The 22,752-nt window shown below is 76.0% G+C and carries 20 protein-coding genes; 5 read left to right on the top strand and 15 right to left on the bottom strand.

Features of this window, described 5'->3' with window-relative positions; all coding sequences use genetic code 11:
• From CHR28_RS32870 to CHR28_RS32865, 3 genes are all read right to left on the bottom strand, one after another.
• Window positions 1-941 (bottom strand): squalene/phytoene synthase family protein (locus CHR28_RS32870; RefSeq protein WP_179272636.1); only part of this gene is annotated, 941 nt, incomplete at its 3' end.
• Window positions 942-1,226: 285 nt separating this feature from the next.
• Window positions 1,227-1,367, bottom strand: a complete 141-nt coding sequence (locus CHR28_RS37895; protein WP_179272635.1) for a hypothetical protein — start codon at window positions 1,365-1,367, stop codon at window positions 1,227-1,229.
• A gap of 119 nt (window positions 1,368-1,486) precedes the next feature.
• Window positions 1,487-2,173: an ANTAR domain-containing protein gene (locus tag CHR28_RS32865; RefSeq protein ID WP_094057380.1), complete on the bottom strand. Its 687-nt coding sequence runs from the start codon at window positions 2,171-2,173 to the stop codon at window positions 1,487-1,489.
• Window positions 2,174-2,357: 184 nt separating this feature from the next.
• Here CHR28_RS32865 and CHR28_RS32860 point away from each other — a divergent pair, with 184 nt between their 5' ends.
• A complete protein-coding gene (locus CHR28_RS32860; protein WP_256984549.1) occupies window positions 2,358-2,714 on the top strand; it encodes an STAS domain-containing protein in 357 nt (118 codons plus the stop codon).
• Window positions 2,711-3,664, top strand: coding sequence for a sensor histidine kinase (locus tag CHR28_RS32855; protein ID WP_094057378.1), 954 nt, complete (start codon window positions 2,711-2,713; stop codon window positions 3,662-3,664). The genes CHR28_RS32860 and CHR28_RS32855 overlap by 4 nt, the downstream gene beginning before the upstream one ends.
• 43 nt (window positions 3,665-3,707) lie before the next feature.
• Here CHR28_RS32855 and CHR28_RS32850 read toward each other — a convergent pair whose 3' ends face one another.
• The 8 genes from CHR28_RS32850 to CHR28_RS32810 form a co-directional block, all read right to left on the bottom strand.
• Window positions 3,708-4,745, bottom strand: a complete 1,038-nt coding sequence (locus CHR28_RS32850; protein WP_094057377.1) for a rod shape-determining protein — start codon at window positions 4,743-4,745, stop codon at window positions 3,708-3,710.
• 168 nt (window positions 4,746-4,913) lie between these two features.
• Window positions 4,914-9,206, bottom strand: a complete 4,293-nt coding sequence (locus tag CHR28_RS37890; protein ID WP_306437588.1) for an SAV_2336 N-terminal domain-related protein — start codon at window positions 9,204-9,206, stop codon at window positions 4,914-4,916.
• Window positions 9,207-9,303: 97 nt separating this feature from the next.
• Window positions 9,304-10,311, bottom strand: a complete 1,008-nt coding sequence (locus tag CHR28_RS32835; protein ID WP_094057376.1) for an AAA family ATPase — start codon at window positions 10,309-10,311, stop codon at window positions 9,304-9,306.
• Window positions 10,312-10,389: 78 nt separating this feature from the next.
• A complete protein-coding gene (locus CHR28_RS32830) occupies window positions 10,390-12,087 on the bottom strand; it encodes a VMAP-C domain-containing protein (RefSeq protein ID WP_094057375.1) in 1,698 nt (565 codons plus the stop codon).
• Window positions 12,084-12,422, bottom strand: a complete 339-nt coding sequence (locus CHR28_RS32825) for a CU044_2847 family protein (RefSeq protein WP_094057374.1) — start codon at window positions 12,420-12,422, stop codon at window positions 12,084-12,086. Before CHR28_RS32825 ends, CHR28_RS32830 begins: the two co-directional genes overlap by 4 nt.
• Before the next feature lie 80 nt (window positions 12,423-12,502).
• Window positions 12,503-13,843 (bottom strand): carboxyl transferase domain-containing protein, encoded by a 1,341-nt coding sequence (locus CHR28_RS32820; RefSeq protein ID WP_094057373.1) that lies wholly within the window; start codon window positions 13,841-13,843, stop codon window positions 12,503-12,505.
• Window positions 13,836-15,281, bottom strand: a complete 1,446-nt coding sequence (locus CHR28_RS32815) for an acyl-CoA synthetase (protein ID WP_094057372.1) — start codon at window positions 15,279-15,281, stop codon at window positions 13,836-13,838. Before CHR28_RS32815 ends, CHR28_RS32820 begins: the two co-directional genes overlap by 8 nt.
• Window positions 15,282-15,398: 117 nt before the next feature.
• Entirely contained in the window at window positions 15,399-16,739 is a 1,341-nt protein-coding gene (locus CHR28_RS32810) for an SLC13 family permease (RefSeq protein ID WP_094057371.1), read from the bottom strand.
• A 209-nt stretch (window positions 16,740-16,948) separates the two neighbouring features.
• Between CHR28_RS32810 and CHR28_RS32805 the strand changes: the two genes are divergently transcribed.
• The 3 genes from CHR28_RS32805 to CHR28_RS32795 all read left to right on the top strand — a co-directional run bounded on the left by CHR28_RS32805 (window position 16,949) and on the right by CHR28_RS32795 (window position 20,131).
• On the top strand, window positions 16,949-17,689 hold the full coding sequence (locus CHR28_RS32805; RefSeq protein WP_094057370.1) for a FadR/GntR family transcriptional regulator: 741 nt from the start codon (window positions 16,949-16,951) through the stop codon (window positions 17,687-17,689).
• Between the two features lie 136 nt (window positions 17,690-17,825).
• Complete coding sequence (locus CHR28_RS32800; protein ID WP_094057369.1) at window positions 17,826-18,704, top strand: ATP-grasp domain-containing protein; 879 nt, start codon at window positions 17,826-17,828, stop codon at window positions 18,702-18,704.
• Window positions 18,705-18,760: 56 nt separating this feature from the next.
• On the top strand, window positions 18,761-20,131 hold the full coding sequence (locus CHR28_RS32795; RefSeq protein ID WP_094057368.1) for an MFS transporter: 1,371 nt from the start codon (window positions 18,761-18,763) through the stop codon (window positions 20,129-20,131).
• Window positions 20,132-20,218: 87 nt separating this feature from the next.
• On the opposite strand, the gene CHR28_RS32790 is transcribed toward CHR28_RS32795, so the two are convergent.
• Genes CHR28_RS32790 through CHR28_RS32775 form a run of 4 tightly spaced genes read right to left on the bottom strand, consistent with a single transcriptional unit; the run spans window position 20,219 to window position 22,740 of the window.
• Entirely contained in the window at window positions 20,219-20,827 is a 609-nt protein-coding gene (locus tag CHR28_RS32790) for a hypothetical protein (RefSeq protein WP_094057367.1), read from the bottom strand.
• Window positions 20,793-21,620: an FkbM family methyltransferase gene (locus CHR28_RS32785; protein WP_094057366.1), complete on the bottom strand. Its 828-nt coding sequence runs from the start codon at window positions 21,618-21,620 to the stop codon at window positions 20,793-20,795. Before CHR28_RS32785 ends, CHR28_RS32790 begins: the two co-directional genes overlap by 35 nt.
• On the bottom strand, window positions 21,617-21,838 hold the full coding sequence (locus CHR28_RS32780; protein ID WP_094057365.1) for a Trm112 family protein: 222 nt from the start codon (window positions 21,836-21,838) through the stop codon (window positions 21,617-21,619). The genes CHR28_RS32785 and CHR28_RS32780 overlap by 4 nt, the downstream gene beginning before the upstream one ends.
• Window positions 21,835-22,740: a hypothetical protein gene (locus CHR28_RS32775; protein ID WP_094057384.1), complete on the bottom strand. Its 906-nt coding sequence runs from the start codon at window positions 22,738-22,740 to the stop codon at window positions 21,835-21,837. The genes CHR28_RS32780 and CHR28_RS32775 overlap by 4 nt, the downstream gene beginning before the upstream one ends.
• Between the last annotated feature and the right edge of the window lie 12 nt (window positions 22,741-22,752).

Below are 22,752 nucleotides of genomic sequence, written 5' to 3'. Positions count from 1 at the left end.
GGGGCGCCCGGCGGCCGGGACGGCGGCAGCGAGAGGGGCGTCAGCGACCAGGCCAGGGCCGCGCGCGTGCGGGCCGGGGCGAGGATGCGGGCGCGGGCGCGCAGCGAGGGGCGGGGCCGCCTGCGCAGCAGGGCCGGGCCGGCCGCGTCGACGGCGTCGAGCTGCGCGCCCAGCAGGGCGGTCATCGTGTGCAGGACGGTCGCGGGGCCGGGGTGCATGCCGCGGGTGAGGGTCTCCTGGCGGGCCCACCGGCGGGCCAGGCCCGTCAACTCGCCGACCAGGGCCGCCACGGCGGGGCTCCAGCGGCGGTGGACCAGATCGTCCGCCGCCCCCGGGTGCCGGCCGAGGGCCTCCTCGGGCAGCAGCAGGTCGCCCTCGGCGAGGTCGGCGGACAGGTCGGTGAGGATGTCCGTGAGCCGGACGCCGTCGAGGAACTCCTCGTACGCGTCCCGGGCGTCCAGGCGCAGGCCCACGGGGACGCCCGCCCGGTCGAAGACCGAGCGGACCTGGGAGAACCAGGGCAGCAGGTTGTCCCGGCCCCAGGTGCGCCACTGCGCCCAGTCGGAGAAACGCCGGCCCTCGGTGTCGTCGCGCACCTGGGTCATGGCGCCGTGCAGTTCGGACAGGTCCAGGCGCCAGCGGGCCGCCGTGTCCACCAGGGCGTGGCGGATCGGGTCGGGGCTGGTGCCGGTGGGCAGTTCGCGGTGCAGGGCGGTGATCCACGCCTCCACGCGGACGGCCCGTTCGGCGGCCGGTGCGGTGCGGTCGTCACCCAGGTCGTCCAGGGCGTTGGCCGCGGCCCACAGGGCGTGCAGGGCCGGCCGCAGGGGTGCGGGAACCAGCTGGATGAGGGCGTACTCCGCCGGGTCCTGGGTCTTGGTCCGGCGTCGGCACAGTCGGTAGGCGGCCCGCAGGGCCGGGTCGGCAGGCGCATCGCTCACACCGAGGACATTACGTCCCGCCCGCGCGGGCCTCCGAGTATGCGGGTCGGGGCCGCGCCGCGGGTGTCCACCCCGGGCACGGCCCACCCCCTCACGACCCGCTCCGCGCGCACCACCGGCCGCGCGGGCGGGCCGGGGAGTCGGGCAGGCCGCGCGGAGGGCAGGTGACCCGCCCGCCGCCGTGCGGGCGCCGGCCCGGGAGCCGTGGCGTGCCGGGGCGGCGGGCCGGGGGCGAGGGGCTGCCGTGTGCGGGCGGCCGCAGGGGTGTGCCGGTGCCGGGCACGTCTAGCGCGTCGCCTTGTCGTCCCCGGACTCGGTGCCGTCGCGTTCGCCCTCCGCCTGGGACGGCGTGGGGGCCGGCGGGTTCTGCGTGTCCTGCTCGTCCTCGCGGTCGCCCTCGGCCTGGGACGGGGTCTGGTCGCTCATCGTCTGTCTCCTCATGCCGGTGCCGGTTGCCGGGTACCCCGGTGCGGCCGGAGTGATCGCCCCTGCGCGCGGTACCACTGGGACGCCGGCAGCAGGGCCCGGCCCGCGGCCCGGGGAGGTCAACTCCTGCGGCGCCGGGCGGCGGCCCTCTGCAGCGCCGTGCGCAGCGCGGCCGGCGGCGCCGGACCGTCCGCCTCCGCGCTCGCCGTCACCGCCGCCGCCACGTCCCGCAGCTTCGTGTTCGACAGCTGGGACGTCTCCCGCAGGATGTGCCAGGCCTGGTCGGACGAGCAGCCGTGCGTGGCCATCAGGATGCCGCGGGCCTGGTCGATGACCGGGCGGGACGCGATGGCCTGGCGCAGCTGGTCGACCTCCTCCTGGAGGACGTGCAGGCGCTCCGCGCGCTCCAGGGCGACCGCCGGGGCCGCGGGGCCCGCGGGGGTCGCGTCGGCGGAGTCCGTGCCGGTCAGCGGGTCGGCCGTGTTCACGCCCGCCAGCTGCAGGATGCGGCGCGGCTGGCCGTTCCAGTTCGTCACCGTGACGGTCAGCGACCGCCGGCGGCGGAAGTCCCCCAGCACGTCCAGGAACTGCAGCCCGGCCGTGTCCATGAAGTGCACGTCCGCCATGTCCAGATCGACCCGGGTGACGCCGGCCGGCAGCTCGGCCAGCGTGCGGGCCAGGACATCCGCACAGCCGTGGACGAGCTCGCCGCGGGGGGTGAGCTCGGCCCGGTCCGCGTCGACGCGGCCGCGGATGACCAGGGTGTTCAGTCCTCCTGTGAGATGTGGTGATGCCGCAGAGGTCATGTCACCGCCTTGTCGGTCCTCGTCGGTCGGGTCCGTCTCGCCGGACTGCACCACGTCACTCGCCCCCGTCGACGCCGGTGTGAGGTGCGCCTGCCCGCCGTACGGCCTACTACACACGGTTGTGGGGCATGAGCACCCGTCGGGCGGGTACGAGCGCTGTGGTCGAGGAGCGTGGGGAGAGGGTGTGAGCAATCCGTTCCAGGTGCCGTCCGCCGAGGCCCGCGGGCCGCGGCCGGGCCTGGCGGTGTACCCGCTGCCCGGCCGCCGGGGAGTCCGGGCGGCGGGGGAGGTGGGTCTGACCACACGGGCGATCTGGGAAGGTGTACTCGAGCAGGCCGTGCGTGAGGGCGAGGGCGTGTACCACCTGGAGCTGTCCGACGTGACGTTCGTGGACGTGGCGGGCGCCGGTGCGCTCGCGGCGGCCGCCGGGCGGCTGCGGGACGGGCGGCGGTTCGTGGTGCGCCGGCCTCCCGCGGCGCTGCGAAGGACGCTGGACCTGTTGTGGCCCGACCAGGAGGGGATCGAGGTGAGTGCGTCATGACCGCTGAGGTGGCGGACCCCTTCGGGCCCCTGGACCCCTTCGTCCATCCCGCGTTCTTCTACCGTGACGAGCAGGAGTACCTCGATGTCACGGTGCCCTTCGTGCGCGACGGCCTGGCGGCCGGCGAGCCGGTGGCGGTCGCGGTGCCCGGCAAGAACCTCGCCCTCGTCCGGGAGGCCCTGGGCGACGACGCCGCGGCGGTGCGGCTGCTGGACATGCGGGAGGCCGGGCGCAACCCCGGGCGGATCATCCCCGGCGTGCTGCGCGCCTTCGCCGACGCCCAGCCGGCCGGCCGCCGGGTGCGGATCGTCGGCGAGCCCGTCTGGGCCGGACGCTCCGCCGCCGAATACCCCGCCTGCGCCCAGCACGAGGCGCTCATCAACGCCGCCTTCCGGGGCAGCACGACGACCATCCTGTGCCCGTACGACACCCGGGACCTCCCCGAGCACGTGCTCGCCGACGCCCACGCGACCCACCCGGTCGTCATCCCCGAGGGTGCCCGGACGGCGCGGGACAGTGCCGCGTACGCCCCCGGTGACGTCGTCGACCGCTACAACGAGCCCCTCGACCCGGTCGCGCACGCGCTGGCCTTCTCCTTCGACGCCGAGTCGCTCTCCCACGCCCGGCACGTCGCCGTCGGGGAGGCGTCCCGGCTGGGACTCACCGGCGTCAAGCGGGACGACCTGGCCCTCGCCATGGCCGAGCTCACCACCAACAGCGTGGTGCACGGCGGCGGGACCGGCGTCCTGCGGGTGTGGAGCGAGGACGGGCACGTGGTGTGCGAGGTGCGGGACGCGGGGCGGCTCGCGGACGTCCTGGTGGGGCGCCGGCCCGTGCCGCGGGACCAGCGCGGCGGCCGCGGCATGCTGCTGGTCAATCTGATCGCCGACCTCGTGCGCGTGCACCGGGGCGACAGCGGCACGACCGTACGCTGCTGGTTCGCCCTCTGACCGGCCCCTGACCGGCTTCTGACCGGCCCCTGGTTCGGGGGGCTCAGCTGCCCAGCGGGTCCAGCGCCAGCGGTTCGATCCTGCCCTCCAGCATGGCGCCCAGCCCCTGCACGGCGCACACGTCCGGGCGCTCCGCGATGTGCACGGGCATGCCCGTCGCCTGCCGCAGCATCTGGTCCAGGCCCGGCAGCAGGGCGCTGCCGCCGACCATCATGATCCCCCGGTCGGCGAGGTCGGCGACCAGGTCGGGCGGGCAGGACCGCAGCACCTTGCCGATGCCGTCCAGGATGGAGGTGAGCGGCGTCTGGATGGCGTCCCGCACGGCCGCCGTGTCGACCTGCACCGAGCGGGCCAGGCCCGTGGCGACGTCCCGACCGTGGATCTCCGTCGAGGCCGGGCCCTGCGGGGTGAGGCCGTTGCCCGACAGGGCGAGCTGCAGCGGCCGTACCGACTGGCTCGGCAGCATCAGCTCGTGCTCGTGGCGCAGGTGCTGCACGATCGCCTGGTCGACGGCCTCGCCGCCCACCGGGATGCGCTCGGCGGTGACGATCGCCCCCAGGGACAGCACCGCCACCTGCGTGGCCGCCGCCCCGCACACCATGATCATGGTCGCCTCGGGCTGCTCCACGGGCAGCCCGCAGCCGACCGCGGCGGCGATCAGCGTGTCCACCAGCTCCACCCGCCGGGCCCCGAGGCCGACCAGCGTCTCGATCGCGGCCCGCTGGGCGAGCGGGTCGGCGTCGTGCGGGGTGCAGGCCGCGGCGCGCAGGATCGGCTTGCGGCGCAGGCCCCGGCGCATCTTGTCGCCGAGCAGGTGGCGCAGCATGCGCTGGGCCATCTCGATGTCGACGACGGTGCCGCCGGAGACCGGCCGGACGACCCGGATGTAGTGCGGTGTGCGGCCCGTCATCTGCTCGGCGAGCTCGCCGACCGCGATCAGCGCCCCGGTGCGGGTGTTCACGGCGGCGGCGGACGGCTGGTCGACGACGAGCCCGGCGCCCTTGACGTAGACCCGCGTGCGGGCCGCCCCCAGGTCGACGGCGAAGTGGCAGCGGCGCAGCTGCTCCAGACTGGCGGTCATGGCAGGTCCTCCCGAGAGCGCAGACCGTGGGGGGCCGCCAGGTGGCGGGCCTCGCAGACGTGGGACCGCCGGGCGGCGGGCCTCCCTCGCATCGTGCGCGGGAGGGCATCGGGCCGCCTTCCGGAGGGGGCCGGGCGGGGCGCCGCCGAACGGGGGGTTCGCCCCGCGCTACAGGGAGCGGGCGGCCTCCAGGACCGGCGCCAGGGAGGTGACGGTCGTCTCGCAGCCCGCCTCTTCGAGCAGCCGGCCGGCGGTGGCGTTGCGGGCGAGCCCGACGAAGCCCAGGCCCGCCTGCTGGGCGGCGGTCAGCTCTGCGACCGTGGATCCGATCAGTACGCCCGTCGCGGCGCCGCCGCCGGAGGAGTGCATGGCCCGCAGCAGGCAGTCCGGGTGCGGGGTCAGCAGGGACAGGTCCGTGCCGCGGGCGTGGATGCCGGCCAGGGGCAGGCCGTACGGGTCCAGGTAGCGGTGGACGGCCGGGGCGCCGGCGTCCGAGACCACGCTGACGCGGCGGCCCGAGTCGTGCAGGACCCGCACCAGCGGCACGGAGTTGTGCGTGGTGGGCGCGTCCGGAACCGCGCGCAGTTCGAGGGCGTCGAGACGCTCGCGCAGCAGCGGGCCCAGCGGGTCCCGGGCGAAGGCCCGCAGCACGTCCAGCGGATGGGTGAACGTCTCCCGCACCGCGGCCGGCGGCACGTCCCGGGGATCGCGGTGCTCCGCGACCAGGGCGAGCAGGTCGAGCGCCGCCTCGCCCGCCGCCTGCGCCGAGAACAGCCGGGCCAGGGGGCCGTCGAAGCCGAGCAGCACGGAGTCGGCCTCGGCGAGGAGGTCCGCCAGCGGGCGCTGCGCGGGGACCGGGCCCCGCGGCCCGGGCAGGGCCGTGCCCTCGGGGGCCAGCTGCACCGACACCGCCACCGACAGGCCCGGCACCGGCCAGCGGCGCAGCCCCGCGTTGACCGCCCGCTGGGCCGCGCCCGCCCGGCGCAGCGGATGCCGGCGGGTGATCCGGGCCGCCTCCTCCAGCAGATGGTCCAGCAGCGGCTCGGAGACCCGGGTGACCTCGGCGCGGACGAAGGCCACCGGGTCCTCCACGTGCCAGGACAGCTCGACCGCGGCCGCGAAGGCGCCTTTGCCGGAACTCGGCAGGGAGACCCGGTGGTGGGACTGGTGGGTGGTGAGGTCCACCTTGTAGTACGTCACGGCCCGCGCCCGCCGGCCGCCGTGCGGCTGGGCCGGGTCGAAGAGGGTGAGCGGGCCGTCCGGCCGGGTGAGGACGACGGCCGTGCGGCCCGGGGCCGGCACCCCGAGCCGGCGCAGGTCGTGCGTGATGAAGGGACCCTGCACCAGGTCGCGGGCCTCGGGCTCGGGAGCCACGGCGGGGGTGAGCGGGCAGTACCAGGCGACGGGCGGGGTGTCCGTGGCACCGTCCTGGTACAGCGGCTGGAGACGCTGCGGGCCCTGGGCGGCGGAGCTGGCGGCGAACTGCTCGTAGACGGCCGGGGAGACCACCACCTGGATGCCGGCCGGTACGGGCGGGGCCGCCGGGGGCGGGGTGGGGCGGTCCCAGAAGGTGACCGTCAGCGGCGGCGGGTCCACCAGCCCGGTGAGCACCTCGGGCAGGCCGCGCAGCACGGCGACCAGGACGGGCAGCACGTAGGTGCCGGGCTCGGTGTGGACGGCGTAGCCGTCGGGGCGGACCCGCACGTCGAACCGGTGGGCGTCCAGGGCGCCGCGGGAGAGCATCTCGTGCACCGCGTATTCGAGGGTGATGCGCGCCTCGGGGTGGCCGGTGAGGTCGTCGGCCTCGAAGAGGATGACCGGGGCGCCGGCCCCCTCGGCCCGTGCCCGGGCCGACCGGAGGTCGCGCCGCAGGGCCCGCAGCCGGTCCCGGACGGCCGCGGCGGCGGGGCCGGGGACGCCGTCGAGGGGGTCGCCGTACCAGAGGTCGAGGGCGCGCCCGGGGTCGCTGTCCGCGAGCGCCTCGCAGTGCGTGACGTCGACGTACAGGTCCGGCGCGTGCAGGGCGTAGGAGCGCGTGAAGGAGAGCAGGCGGTCGGGGGGCAGCACCCGGCGCACCTCCTGCGCCAGTTCCGCCAGGCGGGCGGCGGCCTCGCGCTCGGGCGGGGGCTCCTCCCACAGGCCCTCGGCCAGCCTGCTGTGGGGCACGCGCCGCCCGGGGCGCAGCAGCAGCATGCACAGCAGCGCCAGGGCCGCCGGGGAGGGCGGCTCGATCTCCCCCGTGCCGTCGCTGATGCGGGGCGGGCCGAGCAGGGTGAAGGAACGCGCCGCCGGCCACGGGCCCGCCTCCGCCGAGCGGTCCGCGCGGGCGGCGGCCTCGGGCATCCTGCGCTGCTCGACAAGGTCCACGAGCTCCCGGTGCTCGGGCGGTACCCGCACGCCCGCCGCCAGTTGTTTCAGCAGCCACCGGAACTCCGCCACGTCCGACGCGGCGTCCTTGCCCCGGGACTCCTCGCCCAGGGCGAAACGGCTGAGCAGCACCGTGCCGTCGGGCCGCAGCAGCAGGCCCGCCGGCCCCCGCTCGCCCCGCACCAGGCCGTGGGCGTGCAGCGCGGCGAGACCGGCCATGCCCTGGCCCACCAGGCGGGTGAAGGTCCGGAAGTCGATGCCCGACAGCACCTCCGACACCGTCAGCCCGTCCACGAACTCGGTCACCAGATAGGGCGTGTCGCCGTCCACCCCGAAGTCGAGCACCCGGACCACGTGCGGGTCGTCCACCCCGGCCAGCGCGGCCGCCTCCCGCAGGAACCGCTCGTACGGGGCCGCCTGCGCGCGGTACTGACGCACGATCACCTGCCGGTCCGTGCGCACGTCCACGGCCCGGGAGACGCGGCCGTTCCAGCCGCGCCGGCCGGTCAGCCGGTAGCGCCCGGCGAACAGCCGCTCCGGCGGGTCCTGCCCGCCCAGCCGCCGCACGGTCTCCTCACTGACCGTGGCGAACGCCGGGCCCGAGCCGTCCTGCCCGTCGTCGGCCTGTGCCCGGAACTCCCCGGCCGCGAGCCCCGCCCGCTCGTCGATCAGCCCGCCGATCTCCGCGAGGAACTCCCGGGTCCGGCCCCGGGCCGTACGGGGCAGGGAGCGCAGCAGCAACTCCCGTACGCCGGGCCGGAACGCGTAGGAGCCGGGCGGGCCGGGGACGGCGGTGAGCATGCCGCTGAGGATCACCTCGGCGAGGTGCTGGGGGCGCGGGTCGCGGTCGACGGCGCGCTGGACGAGCCGCATCACCGGGACCGACGGGACCGCCAGGGCGAGGTGCCCGGCGAGCCGGAAGGCCTCCGGGGACGCGGTCGCGCGGAAGCGCAGCACCAGTTCCTCGGGGGAGGAGCCGGCGATGTCCGGGGTGGGTTCGGCGGGCGGCGCGGGAGCGGGCGGCAGCCAGGCCGCCGCGCCCGGAGTGCGGGCACCGCCCGGGTCGGCGACCAGGGCCGCCCAGTGGGCGAGCCAGGGCGCGCCCGGCTCCAGCACCGGCACGGGCAACGCCCGCTGCGGGGGCGGGACGGCCGGGTCGTACGGGGTGAAGGCCAGGGCCGCCGACGGTGCCGCCGTGGCCGGGGACGTCAGCAGGCCCGGCTCGGCGGGCAGCGCGGTCGAGGCCCACAGGTGCTCGGGCAGGGGCTGCACCACGGCCAGGGGCATGCGGTGCGCCCAGTGGCGCAGGGTCCGGTACCAGCGGTCGCCGGCCTCGCCCGGGCGCCACTGCGGGCCCATGCAGTCGCTGACGACGAGGGTGACGGTCCGGCCGTCCGCCGGGTCGGGGACGTGGCGGGCCCGGCCGTCGGGGGTGGCCGGGTGCAGGGTGACCGTGCGGAAGATGCCCGACTGGGCGAGGGCCGTGTGCAGTTCGCTCACCAGGGGGCGCCAGACCGGCATGGTCGGGCCCGTGTCGTGCACGAGGTTCAGACGCAGCCAGCGGTCGGGGGCGGGGCGCAGCACCGGCAGCCACACGTCGGGGTGGGCGCCGAGCCGCGCGATCCGGTCGGCCGTGGCCCGTTCGTCCAGCACTCGCGCGTGCGGCGAGGGCACCTTGCGCTTCAGCGGGCGCAGGGCGCGTTGCAGCGCGAGGGGGTGGGGGAGCATCGGGGGAGCGGGCGCGAGCACGGGGGTGCCGCCGCCGCTCCCGGGACGGCCCGGGGACCGCGGGCCGGGCAGCGTCAGCGGCACCCGCCCGTCGACCCGCCCGGCCGGCTTCTCCCGAGGGGGGAGGGGCGGCGCGTCCTCGCGGGGTACGGGCGGGGCGGACGGGGCCTGGTGGCCGTTCCCGACCGCCGGTGCCGAGGCCTGCGCCTCCCGCTCCGACGGCCCGTCGGAGGGCTCGCCCTCCAACTGCCGCGCCAGCCAGAGCACTTCGGCGATCTCCCGCGGAGTCGGCCCGGCCCCCGCCGCAACCAGAACACCCGCAAGCCGAGCGACGGAGGAACCCCCGGCCCCGACGACGTCCCGCACCACCGAAGCCGAAGTGCCCTGAGTCGGTCCCGGGGCCGTAGACAGGGGCGGGGCCGTGGACGGGGTCGGGGGCTGAGGCGGGGGCGGGGGGATCGGGTCAGAAGCCATCTGTGTCTGCCGTGGCGCTGAGGTAGGGCATCAGCTGTTCGGCCAGGTCGTCGCGGGAGTCGGCGTCCAGGCCGGCCACACCGGTCAGGTAGAGCGCGTTCAGCAGCTGGTCGGTGGCCAGTTCGCCGCCGGAGGCCCGTTCCAGGAAGCGGGTGATCAGCCGGTCCGCGTCGCCGTCGGGCGTGTCCAGGTGGGCGCGCACGATGTCGGTGAGCTGGTCCCGGTCGGGGCGGCGCAACTTCAGCCGGACACAGCGCCGCAGGAACGCCGGCGGGAACTCGCGTTCGCCGTTGCTGGTCAACACGACGAACGGGAACGCCCGGCAGCGGACCCGGCCGCGCCGGACGGTGACGGCGGAGTCCGTGCCGTCGGCGAGCACCTCGGCCGCCCCGTCCCCCGAGTGGCGTGCCGCGCGGACCAGTTCGGGGATCTCGTACTGGCCCTCCTCCAGCACGTTCAGCAGGTCGTTCGGCAGGTCCAGGTCGCTCTTGTCGATCTCGTCGACGAGCAGCGCGCGCGGCCGGTCGTAGGGCAGCAGGGCCGTGCCGAGCGGTCCCAGGCGCAGATGGTCCTCGACGCTGCCGGGCCGGTCCCGCCCCTCCCGGGCCGCGTACAGCCGGGACAGCGGGTCGTACTGGTAGAGACCGTCGGCGAGGGTGCTGCGGCTGGTGATGTTCCAGCGCAGCACCGGGCCGAGCCGCAGCTCGCGGGCGACCGCGTAGGCCAGGGAGGACTTGCCGGTGCCGGGCGGGCCGGTGACCAGCAGCGGCCGGCGCAGCACGAGCGCGGCGTTGACGAGCCGGACGGTCTCCGGGGTGGCGACGTACGACTTGGCCCGGTGCACCCGGTCCGGGGAGACGGCCGACGTGTCGTCGCCGTCGTGCGGCGGCGGCAGCGCGGGCCCGCCGTCGAAGGCGCGCCAGGGCGGCGGGGCCGGAAGGTCGTCGATGCCGTCGTGCGGCTCGTGGTCGCCGGTGTAGACGGACCAGTGCGGCATGGGGGTTGTTCTCCGCTCTCCGTTTCGTGCAGCTGTTCCTCGGACGCGTCGGGCCGCCGTCCGGCGGCCCCGGGCGGGTCAGGCCACCGGCGACCCCGCGTGCGCGGCGGCGACGGCGTGCGGATCGGCGAAGACCCGCGGGTCGTCCCACAGCAACTGGATGCCACGCGCCCAGTGGTCCTCCTCCGCGTGCGCCTCCTCGCGCAACGCGAGGATGTGACGCGGGAGTTCGGCCGGCGGTACGGCCGCCACGCACGCGTCGAGCGCGTCCAGGAAGGCCTTGCCCGTGCAGCCGTCCGCCCCGGCGCAGTCCTCCTGCCCCGAGCCGCAGCCGCCCCGCGACCAGACGATCACCGGGGCCGGCGCGGTGAGCGAGACGTCGAACTGCGGCCGGGTGCGGGAGGTCGCCGGGGCGGTGCCGAACCCGGCGAGGCAGGCGTCGGGCCGCCGCAGTCGCATGCGCAGCCGCCCGGGCTCCTCGGGCCCGCCGCACTCCACGCGGTGCAGCCGCGCGCCCGGGAAGGCGTCGAGCCGCTTCCAGGCCCGGGTCAGCACGTGCCGGGTGCTGGCCTTGCGCCGGGCGTGGTCGGTGACGACCAGCGGATAGAGGCAGCCGAGCGGGGTGGCGTCGTCCGGGGCGCTCTCCCAGCGGTCGACGGGCCAGTCCAGCCAGTCCCGGGGCAGCGCGAACGCCACCAGCTCGTCGGCCCCGGGCGTCAGATACCGGAACGCCGCCTCGATGCGGTCCTGCACGTACGCGTGCAGCCGGTGCTGTTCGACCGTGCCGGAGTCGACCGGGTGCCGTCGGCCCTCGCTGTACGCGGACACCTCGACCCGGACCAGGTGGTCGCCCGCCCCGCTGTGGCCCAGCTCGACGAGGATCGGCGACCAGTCGGGCGCCGCGGGCGCCGCGGCTGGGGCGGCCGGGGTGTGCAGCAGCGCCTCGACCCGGTCGGCGAAGCGGGCGACGGTCCGCGCGGCGCCCGGGCCGTCCAGCTCGCACAGCACGAACAGGGCCGCCGACCACAGGGAGTCGAACCCCTCCTCGGGCGGCGGCGGGTCGAACGGGTCGGCCGCCGCGCTGTACAGCCGCACCGGGTCGCAGTCGACGCCCGCCCGGGCCGCCCTCTCCACCAGGGCGCGCAGCCGGGCCCGGTCGGCGGTGGTGTGGTCGGCGGTGGGGACCAGGCCCTGCAGAGCGGGCCAGTAGCGGGCCATGACCTGGGTGGGCATCATCCGGCCGGTGCGCACCTCCCGGGCGTCGGCCGCCGCCGTGACCATGCCGATGACCTCGCCGGTGTCGGCCAGCGTGACCGCGGCTCCGCTGAAGCCGGGGGCCAGGGGCTGGCCGCCGGCGTGCCAGGCCTCCAGCTGGAGCCACTCGCGCATGATCAACTGCGGTGCGGTGACCCGGTATTCGGCGAGGGTGCCCTCGTCGAAGCCGGCCGGGTAGCCGTAGACGACGAGCTTGCGCGGGGGCGTGCCGTGGGCGGCGCCGACCGGGGCGAGGGCGGCCGGGGCGATCGGCATCTCCCGGTCCAGCTCCAGCACGGCCAGGTCGCCGGGGTCGGCGGCGCCGCCGCTCCAGCCGCCGTGGGCGACGATCCGGGCGGGCACGGGCGGCGTGCCCGGCAGCTCCGTGAAGCTCACCGCCAGTTCCCCGCCGTCGCCCACGACATGCGCGCACGTCAGCACCGTGCGGGGCGCGACGAGGAAGCCCGCTCCGGTCACCCGGCCCCGTAACTCGATCCGGGCGTGCCACTCGGCGCTGTTCATGAGGCCGCGCTTGCCTCCGCCGTGGCCGGGGACCAGGTCAGTCTGACCACCAGATGGCCCTCGGCGGTGCCCTTGGCGATGAACGCGCCCGTCTCGGCGGCCAGTTTGACCCCGAACTCGATCTCCACGCCGTCCGGTTTCAGGGAGCCGTCGCGGAACACCCGCAGCGCCGACTCGGCCGCCGCCCGCACCCCGTCCAGGGCGCCCTCGAACGTGCGGGTCGCCTGGACGGTGCCGTCGCCCCGGGAGACCAGGCGGGAGCCGGAGCGCTCCTCGGCCGCCTCGACCGTGACCACCGCACCGTCACCGGTTCTGAACTCGACCAACCCGTCCACGGCACCCCCGTCGTCCTTGCGTTGGGCATTCCCTCTGTGACGGACGGTACTTGATGACGTGGGAGGCAGCCACCGGTAACTCAGGGTCCGACCGTCCCGCGGATCACCCCCAGCTCCACCAGGTCCTGCGGCCGGATGCGCAGGCCGTCCGCCGTCGCCTCCACCTCGCGGGGCGGGCGCTTGAGGATCGCCGCCGCGAGCTCCGGTGCGATCACCGAGAAGTAACTGTCGGGCGTGGCCCAGGTGTTGCCGGGTGCGGCCAGGGCCAGCGCGCCGCCCGAGCCGCCCTCCCCGATCACCAGCGTGGTCAGCGGTGTCCGGGCGCTCGCCACCGCGCCGAACACGTCGGCGATCGCGGCGCCCGCGCCCTGCCGCTCCGCCTCGGCGTCGTTGGCGGCGCCCGGGGTGTCCACCAGGGTCAGCACCGGGATGCCCAGCCGGTCCGCGAGGCGGATCAGCCGGGCGGCGGTGCGGTAGCCGGCCGGCCGGGTCGCCGTCCCGGTCTGCGCGGCGTAGGCGACCGTCCGGCCCTCGTGCGTGCCGAAGCCGCACAGCATGCCGTCCGGGTCGGCCCCGCCGCAGCGGTCGCCGCTGATCGAGACCCGGTCGGTGAAGTAGGCGTCGAGGTAGGCCGCGGCGCGCGGGCGCAGCGGTGAGCGGGCGCGCCGGACGGCGTCCCAGCCGGTGGCGGGCAGGACCGCCGTCTCGCCGAGCGGCTCGGGCGGCGGGGCGGGCGTGGTGGACGGGCAGGTCAGCAGCCGCAGCCAGCGCGCCAGCGTCGCGCGCAGCTGCGCCGGCGGGACGACCGCGTCCGCCGCGCCCGCCGCGACCTGCGCCTCGGCCGTGTACGCCGCCGGGTCCGCGTCGGCCGGCCGCACCCGGGAGCCGGCGAAGCCGACCTGCGCCCCGGGCAGTGCGAGGACCACGTCGGCGCCCGCGCCCAGCGTCGCCCAGCCGCCCCCGGTCGTCGGGTCGCGCAGGACGGCCACCTGGGCGAGCCCGGCCTCCCGGGTGAGCGCCGACTCCCGGGCCACCCGCTGGAGTTGGGTCAGGGCCCGCATGCCCTCCTGCATCCGGCTGCCCCCGGTGGCCACCAGCGGCACCACCGGGATCCGCCGCTGCCGGGCGTACGCGTACGCCGCCTCCAGCCGGTCGCCGGTGCGCTCGCCGAGGGAGCCGCCGAGGAAGCCGAACTCGAACGCGATCAGCACGGCCCGGGTGCCACCCACGCGGGCGGTGCCGCACACCACGGACTCCTCCTCGCCGGTGTGGGCCGCGGCCCGGGCGCGGGCGGCGTCGTAGCCGGGCCAGGCCAGCGGGCCGTCGGGCGGTGAGATCCGCGCGGGAGGGGGCAGTTCGTCGAAGGTCGCCTCGTCGGCGAGGGCGGTGACGACCTCGCGGGCGGAGAGACGCTCAGCCATGGGTCAGCGCCCGCTTCATGATCTTCCCCATGTCGTTGCGGGGCAGCGCGTCGAGGTGGTGGACGACCCGGGGGCGCTTGTGCGGGGCGAGGCGCTCGGCCACGTGGTCGGCCAGCTCCTTGAGCCCGGGCGGCGCCTGCGGGTCGTCCGGCACGATCCACGCCACGATCCGCTCGCCCAGGTCCGGGTCCGCCTCCCCGGTGACGGCGGCCTCCCGCACGCCCGGGTGTTCGAGCAGCGCGTTCTCGATCTCACCGGCCCCGATCTTGTAACCACCGCTCTTGATCAGGTCGGTGGCCTTGCGGCCCACGATCCGGACGTAGCCGTCGGGGTCGCGCACCGCCATGTCGCCGGTGCGGAAGAAGCCGTCGGCGGTGAAGGCGGCGGCGGTGGCGTCCGGCCGGTTGAGGTACTCGGTGAAGAGGTTCGGGCCGCGCACCTGGATCTCGCCCACCGTCTCCCCGTCGTACGCGGCGACCTCCGAGCCGTCCTCCTCGACCAGCCGCAGCTCCACGCCCGGCAGCGGCACGCCGACCGTGCCCGGGCGGGCCTCCCCGTCGGCACGGACGCTGGTGTTCATCAGCGTCTCCGTCATGCCGTACCGCTCGATCACCCGCCGGCCGGTCGCCGTCGCGATCCGCCCGTGGTCGTGCACGGGCAGCGCGGCGGAGCCGGAGACCAGCAGCCGCGCCCCGGTCAGCGCCGTCACCAGCTCCGGCTCGCCCGTGACGGCCTCGGCGATCCGGTGGTACATCGTCGGCACCCCGAACAGCATGGTCGCGCCCGTGGTCAGCTCGCGGGCGACGCCCTGGGTGGAGAACCGGCCCAGGTGCCGCACCGAGCCGCCGCGGCGCAGCGGGCCGAGCGTGCCGAGGACCAGGCCGTGGACGTGGAACAGCGGCAGTCCGTGCACGAGGACGTCGTCGCCGGTCCACTGCCAGGCGTCGGCCAGGGCGTCCAGGGTGGAGGCGATCGCCCGGCGCGGGATGACGGCGCCCTTGGGCGGGCCGGTGGTGCCGGAGGTGTACACGATCAGAGCCGGGTCCTCGTCCCGGCCGCGGTCCTCGGGGGCGGGACCGGTGCCGTGCACGTCGACGTCGACGCGGGCGAGGTCCGCGAGGGCGGCGGGGAGTTCGGCGTCCGGGGCCGCGAGCACCAGGCCGGGCGTGCTGTCGGACAGGATGTGCCCGAGCTCCTTGGCGCCCGACTTGGGGTTGAGCGGTACGGCGGGCACGCCGGCCAGCAGCGCGGCGGTGACGGCGACGGCCGTCTCCAGCGTGGGCGTCGCCCAGACGGCGACCCGCGCGGCCCCGCCGAAGCGGCCCGTGAGCGCTCCGGCCGCGGCGGCGAGCTGCGCGTAGGTCAGGGAGCGCTCGCCGAACCGGAGGGCGGGCCGGTCGGCCGGGTGCTCGGTCAGGGCCGGGAAGAGAGGGGGCACGCGTCACATCTCCTTAGCGGTTGCGTCCGGTTGCCGGTGCCGGTGCCGGTGCTGCCGGTGCAGGTGGCGGTGGGGCCGGTACCGGTGGTGGCGGCGGTGGCCGGTGTACCGGGCCGGTCAGCCCCAGCCGGGTACCACCATCACCAGCCAGGCGGCCGCCGGCACGACGGCCACCACGATCCCTCCGTACACCATCAGCTGCCGGAAGAAACGCTCGCGGTCGACGTCGGGGGCGGCGGCCAGGACGAGCGCGCCGTTGGTCGAGAACGGGCTCACGTCCACGACCGTCGCCGAGACGGCGAGCGCCGCGACCATGCCGATCGCGCCGATCTCACCGCGCTCCAGGAACGGGACGGCCAGGGGGATCAGGGCGCCCATGATCCCCACGGAGGAGGCGAACGCCGAGACCAGGGCGCCGATGTAGCAGAGCAGGACCGCGGCGAGGAGGGGCACGCCGATGCCGCCCACGCCCTCGCCTGCCCACGTGATGGTGCCCATCTCGTCGAGGACGCCGACGTAGGTGAGGACGCCGCAGATGAGCAGGACCGTGGGCCAGGCGATCTGGCCGGTCGCCTTGCGGCTGTCCTCGGGCCACAGGGTGCTGAGGACGACCGCGAGGGTGATGGCGGTCAGGCCGGCGTCCAGGTCGAGGACGAGGACGGCGAGGACCAGGGCCAGGAGGGAGACGAGGGTGGCGACGCGGGCGGGGGTGAGGCGGGTGGTCGCCACGGCGTTCCCGCCCGCGGCGGCCCGTTCGCCGTCGGGCACGTCACCGGGCACGTCACCGGGTACGTCCCCGGACTTGTCGGAGGACTCGTCGACAGGCCCGACAGGCCCGTCGACGGCTCCCCGCTTCCACAGCCTCAGCCCCCCGCACACCACGTACACCACACCGGCGATCACCACGTTCGCCGCCAGGGAGGCCAGGAACAGCACCAGTTCGTTGCCCGGGAGCTTCTCGCGTTCGACGATGCCGTTGACGATCGAGCCGTAGATGCTGATCGGGGAGAAGCCGCCCGCCTGGGCGCCGTGCACGACCATCGCGCCCATGAGCAGGGGGCTGATGCCGTAGCGCGCGGCGAAGCTCAGGGCGATGGGGGCGACGATCGCGACCGCCGCCGGGCTGACCGCGCCGATGGCCGTGAGCGCGCCGGTCAGGGCGAACATCACCCAGGGGATGAGCGCCACCCGCCCCCGCACCAGCCGGACGGCGGTGTGCACCAGCCAGTCGGTGGTGCCGTTGGCGCGGGCGATCGCGAACAGGTACGTGACGCCGACCAGGACGACGAACAGGTCACCGGGGAAGCCGGCGAAGATGCCGTCCGCGTCGAGGTCCGCGACCAGCCCGCCGACACCGAAGGCGGCCGCGAAGGCGAGCGCGCCCATGTTGACGGAACGGGTGGTGGCGATCACGAACACCACGACGAGGACGAGGATGGAGAGGAGTTCGGGGGACATACGGGCTCCCGTCGTTGGGCCCCGGAGCGGCTGGGAACACACCCGCGGTGGATGCCGGACAGTGGACGAGTGGCTGAGCCACTTGGGGTGCGCTGATCGAACAGCGTGGGTGCGGCCCGGGTCTCCGTCAAGGGGTCGCGCAGGAATTGGCTCAGCCACTCCGCCACTGTGAAGGTCCGGTGTTACGCTCCCGGCGAGAGGGGGATCCCGTGACCGACGCCCTGCGCCCCATGGCCAAACAGCGCCTGTACGAGCAGGTGCTTGAGCGGCTGCGCCAGTACGCCGCCGAGGGCGGTCTGCGCGCCGGCGACCGGCTGCCGCCCGAGCGGGACCTCGCTCAGCGGCTCGGGGTGAGCCGGGCCTCGGTGAAGCAGGCCATCGTGGTGCTGGAGGTCCAGGGCCTGGTGGAGGCGCGCCACGGCGGAGGCACCTACCTCGTGCGGGACAGCCTCGACGCCGAGCCCGTGGAGCGGATGGTGGAGCGCCGCCGGCGCCTGCCCGACGTCCTGGAGGCCCGGGAGGCGCTGGAGACGAAACTCGCCGAGCTCGCGGCCGAGCGGCGGACCGAGGACGACCTGGCCGCGATGCGGTCCGCGCTCGACCGGATGACGGAGGAGATCGGGCAGGGCGGTCACGGCGTCGAGGGCGACCGGCTGTTCCACGCGGCGGTGACGGCGGCGGCCCACAGCGGTCTGCTCGCCGAGTTCATGCGCTCCATCGCCGAGCAGATCGCCGAGAGCCGCACCGAGTCCCTCCGCCAGCCCGGCCGCCCGTCCCGCTCCCTCTCCCAGCACCGGGCCATCCTCGACGCGATCGCCGCCGGACAGCCCCGCCGGGCCGCAGCGGCCATGCGCCGCCACGTCCGCACGGTGGCGAAGGTCCGCCTACTGGACTGGGAACCGGACGACTCCCAGCCGCCGGACGACTCCCGACCGCCGGACGACGCCTAGCCGCCATACGACTCCCAGCCGCCGGACGACTCCTGCCGCCGGCCCGGGACGCGCTCCGGGGCACGCCGCGGCGACCGGGGTTGTCAGCCTGCCGCGGAAGTCGGTGATCGCTTGTCTGACCGAGGGGGGAATCGCCGTGGCCGGCGCTCCGCGTATCGCGCTCGTCACCTATGACTCCGGGGGCGAGGAGCACAAGGACCGGGACCTGCCGGTGCTGGTCGGTGCCCTGTGCGACGCCGGAGCCGACGCCGTCGCCGTGGCCTGGGACGACCCTGCCGTCGACTGGGCGGCCTTCGATCTCGCCCTGATCCGCTCCACCTGGGACTACAGCTGGCGCGCCGCCGAGTTCACGGCCTGGGCCGAGCGCTGCGCGCGGGCGACCCGGCTCGTCAACCCGGTCGAGGTGGTGCGGTGGAACGCCGACAAGCGCTACCTCGGGGAACTCGCGCGGGCCGGGGTGCCCGCCGTGCCCACCCGCTACCTCGCGCCCGGCGACCCCGTCGAACTGCCCGCCGACCGGGAGTACGTGGTGAAGCCCACCTCCGGCGCGGGGGCCCGGTACGCCGCCCGCCACCCGGCCGGGGAACACGACGCCGCCCTGCGGCAGGTGGAGCGGATGCACGCGGAGGGGCTCACCGCGATGGTGCAGCCGTATCTGGCCGCCGTCGACACGCACGGCGAACGGGCCCTGCAGTTCTTCGGCGGCCGGCTGCTGCACGCCGGCGTCAAGGGCGCCGTCCTCACCCCGGGCACGCCGTACGACGCGGACAAGGTCGCCCACCCCGGCATCCGGCGCTGGGACCCCACCGCCGCCGAACTGGCCCTCGCCGAGCGGGCCCTGGCGGCCGTGCCCGGCGACCCGGAGCTGCTGTACGCGCGGGTGGACCTCGCGACCGGGCCGGACGGGGAGCCCCTGCTGATGGAGCTGGAGCTGATCGAGCCGAACCTGTTCCTGCACGTGCACCCGGACTCCGTGCCCCGGGTCGTCCGGGCGGTGCTGGCCGCCGCCCGCTGACCGCCACGAGCGGGGCATACGTCCCGCGGTGCGGCTTTTGGTGTACAGGTAGGGCCATGCCCTCCGAGCGACGGTCCTGGGTGCCCCTGCTGGCGGTGTGCTCCGGGTACTTCATGGTGATCCTCGACGTCACCGTCATCAACGTCGCCGTGCCGGTGATCGGCCGCGAGCTGTCGGCCTCGCTGACCGGCATCCAGTGGATCACCGACGGCTACACGCTCGTCCTCGCCGGGTTCCTGCTGACGGGCGGCGCGCTCGGGGACCGGCTGGGCAACCGGCGGGTGTTCTGCGCGGGCGTGGCACTCTTCACCGTGGCCTCGGCCGCCTGCGCCCTCGCGCCCGGCACCGCCTTCCTGGTGGTGGCGCGGCTGGTGGAAGGGCTCGGCGCGGCGCTGATCGTGCCCGGCTCGCTGGCCCTGCTCCAGCAGTCCTACCCGGAACGGGCCGCACGCGCCCGGGCCTTCGGACTGTGGGGCGCCATGGCGGGCATCGCGGCCTCCGCCGGACCGCTGCTGGGCGGCCTGCTGGTCTCCACGGCGGGCTGGCGCTGGGTGTTCCTGATCAACCTGCCCGTGGGCGCGGCCTGCCTGGCGCTCACCCTGCGGCACGTGTCCCGCTCGCCCCGGCGCGCCGACCGGGCCCTGGACGTGCCCGCGCAGATCGCGGTCGTGGCGGCGGTGGCGCTGCTGACGGCGGCGCTCAACGAGGCGGGGCGGCGCGGCTGGTCCGACCCGGCCGTGCTCGCCGGACTCGGGCTGGCCGTGCTGTCCGCCGCGGCCTTCGCCCTGCGCGAGCGGCTGGCCCGGACCCCCGCCCTGCCGCTCGCCCTGCTGCGCTCCCGCGCCCTGGGCGGCGGCGCCGCGATCGGCCTGCTGTTCAACTTCGGCTTCTACGGCATGGTCTTCACCGCCAGCCTGGAGTTCCAGCACCAGCGCGGATACAGCGCCCTCGGCACCGGCCTCGCGCTGTTCCCGGCGGTGGCGATGACGATGTTCGCCTCCGTCCTCTCCGGCCGTCTGAGCCGCCGCACCGGCGACCGCCCGCTGGTGATCTCGGGGATGCTCCTGGCGGCGCTGGGCCTGGCCGGCTGGGCCGCGGCGGGCGCCGACCCGGCCTACGCGGCGCTGGTGCTTCCCATGATGGCCGCCGGTTTCGGCACCTCCTTCGCCCTCACCGGCTCGACCGCCACCGTCATGGGCGCCGCGCCCCCGGCCTACGCGGGTGCCGCCTCCGCCCTGTTCAACACCACCCGCCAGATCGGCAGCGCCACGGGTGTCGCACTCGGCGGCAGCCTGCTGGCCTCGGCCGCGACCTACGGCAGCGGCATCCGCACCAGCATGCTCATCGGGGCCGCTGCCTACCTCGCGGCGGCGCTCCTGGCCCGGTGGTGCGTCCCCGCACGGGCCGAACGGTCCACTCCGGCCTGAAGCGACGCCGCCCTGCGGCTGCCGACCTTCCTGCGGTCCGCCTTCCCCGACCGGTTCCCGCCGGCCCTGGACCGGGCCGGCGGGAACTCAGCCCGGAGTCCCGGTGACGGCCACCCGCTGCAGCAGCCCCCAGGTGAACTCGGCGACGACGTCCCGCCGCACGCCCCGGGCGTCCGGCGCGGTGAACGCCAGTCCCCACCGGGTCGGTGCCGAGCCCTCCAGGGGGCGCGCCGGGGCGAAGGCGCGGGCCGCCTCGTCGACCGTGCAGGACCAGGGCGTGAGGTCGTCCAGGGTGCGCAGAGCCGGGCCCGGCGCGCCCGGGGCGCGGACCAGCCACTCGTTCCACACCGCGCCGTTCGGGGCGGTCAGCACCTCGAAGCGCAGGTCCGGCCAGAGGGGCAGCGGCCACAGCCACGCCTCGCAGTCCAGGTCGCCGATCCGGCGCGGCGCGCGGGACTCCGGTTCGCCCAGGACGGAGCGGTACCGGGACAGGGGCGCGCGGGAGCGCGGGGAGCGGACCATCGCCTGCCAGCGTTTGTTGGCCTCGCGCATGCCGGCGATCGACACGCCCAGCTCGTGCCGGGCGTCCTCCACCAGGCCCGGGTTGTGGTCGGCCATGCGGCGCAGCAGCACCAGCTGGAAGTCGAGCGGACCGAAGGGGCTAGCGGGGTGCTTTCCGGAGGGCATGCGACCCATCGTCGCCCACCGGGGCGGTGCCGGGGCGGCGGCCGTCGGGCAGGAACAGCACCGAGTTGACGTAGCGCGGGCCCCGCAGGAGCGGAGTCGGCAGCACGCGGCGGAGCAGGCCGTGCGAGACGACGTGGGAGGCGCGGGCCTGGTGGTCCTCCAGCGGGAACCCGGCCAGCGGCACCCAGGTGTCCCCGGGCAGCACCCAGCCCTCGTAGCCCAGCAGGGCCAGATACGTCACCACCGGCGCGATCGGCTGGATACGGGACTCCAGTTCGACGAAGAGGGCGGGCCGGTCGCGCGCCAGCACACCGGTCGCGCCGCGCAGCACCGCCGGTTCGTTGCCGTCCACGTCGATCTTGATGAAGCCCACGTGGCGCAGTCCCAGCTCGTCCAGGGTGACGCTGGGCACGTCCAGGGCCATGCCGTGGATGTCGCGCCGCACCAGCGAGGAGACGCCCCGGTCGCCCGAGTCGCCCGACGGCAGCCACAGGCGGGCGATGCCCGGCCGGTCCGAGGCGGCCGCGCGCACCACCCGGACGTTCGGCGGGGCGGCGGCCGCCAGCAGCCGGGCCAGATGCGGCACCGGCTCGATCGCCACGACGTGCTCGGCGCGGCCGGACAGCCGGTGCGTCCAGGGCCCGTACCAGCCGCCGACGTCCACCGCCGTCCCGCAGTCCGGCGGGCACAGCTCGGCGAGCCGGGCCAGCTCCGGCTCGAAGCGGGGATACAGCGCCCGGGCCGTCGCGGCCACCAGCCGCCCGGGCAGGAAGGGGGCGAGACGCGCCGCCAGGCTGGTCACGGCGCCATCCTCTTGAGGAGGTCCTCGTGCACCTCGTCCGGGACCTGCTCGCCCGAGGACGGCAGCAGCTGCGGAATGCCGTCGACGATCGGGTAACGGCGGTGCAGGCGCGGGTTGTACAGCGCCTCCTCGTGCCCGGCCTCCTCGGGCAGCAGATGCAGCGGGCCCTTGTCGAGCGGGCACGCCAGGATCTTCAGCAGCGGGTCGTCGGGCTTCATGGGGATGCCAACTCCTCGGCCGGTGCGGTGGGTTGGGGAGCGGAGTCGTGCTTCGGCATGGCCAGCAGCACGGCGACCGCGAGGGCCGTGCCCGCCACCCGCAGCGCGAGCCGCAGCGGCTCGTGCGGCAGGGCCTCGCCGAACGACAGCGTGCCGAGCACGGCCGTGAACAGGCAGGTCACGGTCGTGCACACCGGCACGATCAGCGAGGCACGGCAGCGCTGCAGCGCCGCCTGCGACATCACCAGGCCGAACACGCCGGTGAACAGCAGCAGATACGGATACGGGGAGCCCAGCAGGTCCAGCACCGCGCCGCCGATCCCGTCCGTCGTCAGATGGCCGGAGACGCCCTTGATGGCCAGCGAGCTCACCCCGTACAGCAGGCCCACCGCCACGCCGTACTCGACGCCGGTCGTCGGGCGCCGGTGCCGGTTGCGGGCGCGCCGCTCGGCGGAGCCGTACAGCCACACCCCGGCCGCCAGCGACGGCACGCACACCAGCAGGATCAGCTGGTAGGGGGCGTCCTGGCTGACGCTGTCGGCGCCCTCGCGCAGCGACAGCACCACCATCAGCAGCGCGAGCAGGATCGCCCCGAGCGCGTACCGCTCCCGGCCGCTGGTCTCCTCGCCCAGCAGCCGGGCCGACAGCAGCACGAGCAGCACCAGACCGGAGACGAAGATGCCCTGCGCGGCGGCGATCGGCAGGGTGCGGTAGACGACGAGCTGGGCGGCGAAACCGGCGGCGAGGGCGAGGGAGCCGCCGATCCACAGCGGGCTGCCGAGGACCAGGCGCAGCAGCCGGGCCGGCTGCCGGATGCTCACCTCGGGGAGCGAGGTGAGCGCCCGCTTCTCCAGCACGAAACCCAGGCTGTACAGGGTGTTCGCCAGCAGGGCCGCGGCCACTCCCCACCACAT

It is taken from the genome of Streptomyces sp. XY006, assembly GCF_002237655.1.
Taxonomy (GTDB): Bacteria; Actinomycetota; Actinomycetes; order Streptomycetales; family Streptomycetaceae; genus Streptomyces; species Streptomyces levis.
This window is presented reverse-complemented; position numbering and strand designations above follow the sequence as displayed.

Excerpts from the sequence above, each read along its gene's own strand:
- CHR28_RS37895 (WP_179272635.1), bottom strand. The coding sequence starts at position 1,367 with ATGAGCGACCAGACCCCGTCCCAGGCCGAGGGCGACCGCGAGGACGAG.
- CHR28_RS32865 (WP_094057380.1), bottom strand. The coding sequence starts at position 2,173 with ATGACCTCTGCGGCATCACCACATCTCACAGGAGGACTGAACACCCTG.
- CHR28_RS32855 (WP_094057378.1), top strand. The coding sequence starts at position 2,711 with ATGACCGCTGAGGTGGCGGACCCCTTCGGGCCCCTGGACCCCTTCGTC.
- CHR28_RS32850 (WP_094057377.1), bottom strand. The coding sequence starts at position 4,745 with ATGACCGCCAGTCTGGAGCAGCTGCGCCGCTGCCACTTCGCCGTCGAC.
- CHR28_RS32835 (WP_094057376.1), bottom strand. The coding sequence starts at position 10,311 with ATGCCGCACTGGTCCGTCTACACCGGCGACCACGAGCCGCACGACGGC.
- CHR28_RS32830 (WP_094057375.1), bottom strand. The coding sequence starts at position 12,087 with ATGAACAGCGCCGAGTGGCACGCCCGGATCGAGTTACGGGGCCGGGTG.
- CHR28_RS32820 (WP_094057373.1), bottom strand. The coding sequence starts at position 13,843 with ATGGCTGAGCGTCTCTCCGCCCGCGAGGTCGTCACCGCCCTCGCCGAC.
- CHR28_RS32810 (WP_094057371.1), bottom strand. The coding sequence starts at position 16,739 with ATGTCCCCCGAACTCCTCTCCATCCTCGTCCTCGTCGTGGTGTTCGTG.
- CHR28_RS32795 (WP_094057368.1), top strand. The coding sequence starts at position 18,761 with ATGCCCTCCGAGCGACGGTCCTGGGTGCCCCTGCTGGCGGTGTGCTCC.
- CHR28_RS32790 (WP_094057367.1), bottom strand. The coding sequence starts at position 20,827 with ATGGGTCGCATGCCCTCCGGAAAGCACCCCGCTAGCCCCTTCGGTCCG.
- CHR28_RS32780 (WP_094057365.1), bottom strand. The coding sequence starts at position 21,838 with ATGAAGCCCGACGACCCGCTGCTGAAGATCCTGGCGTGCCCGCTCGAC.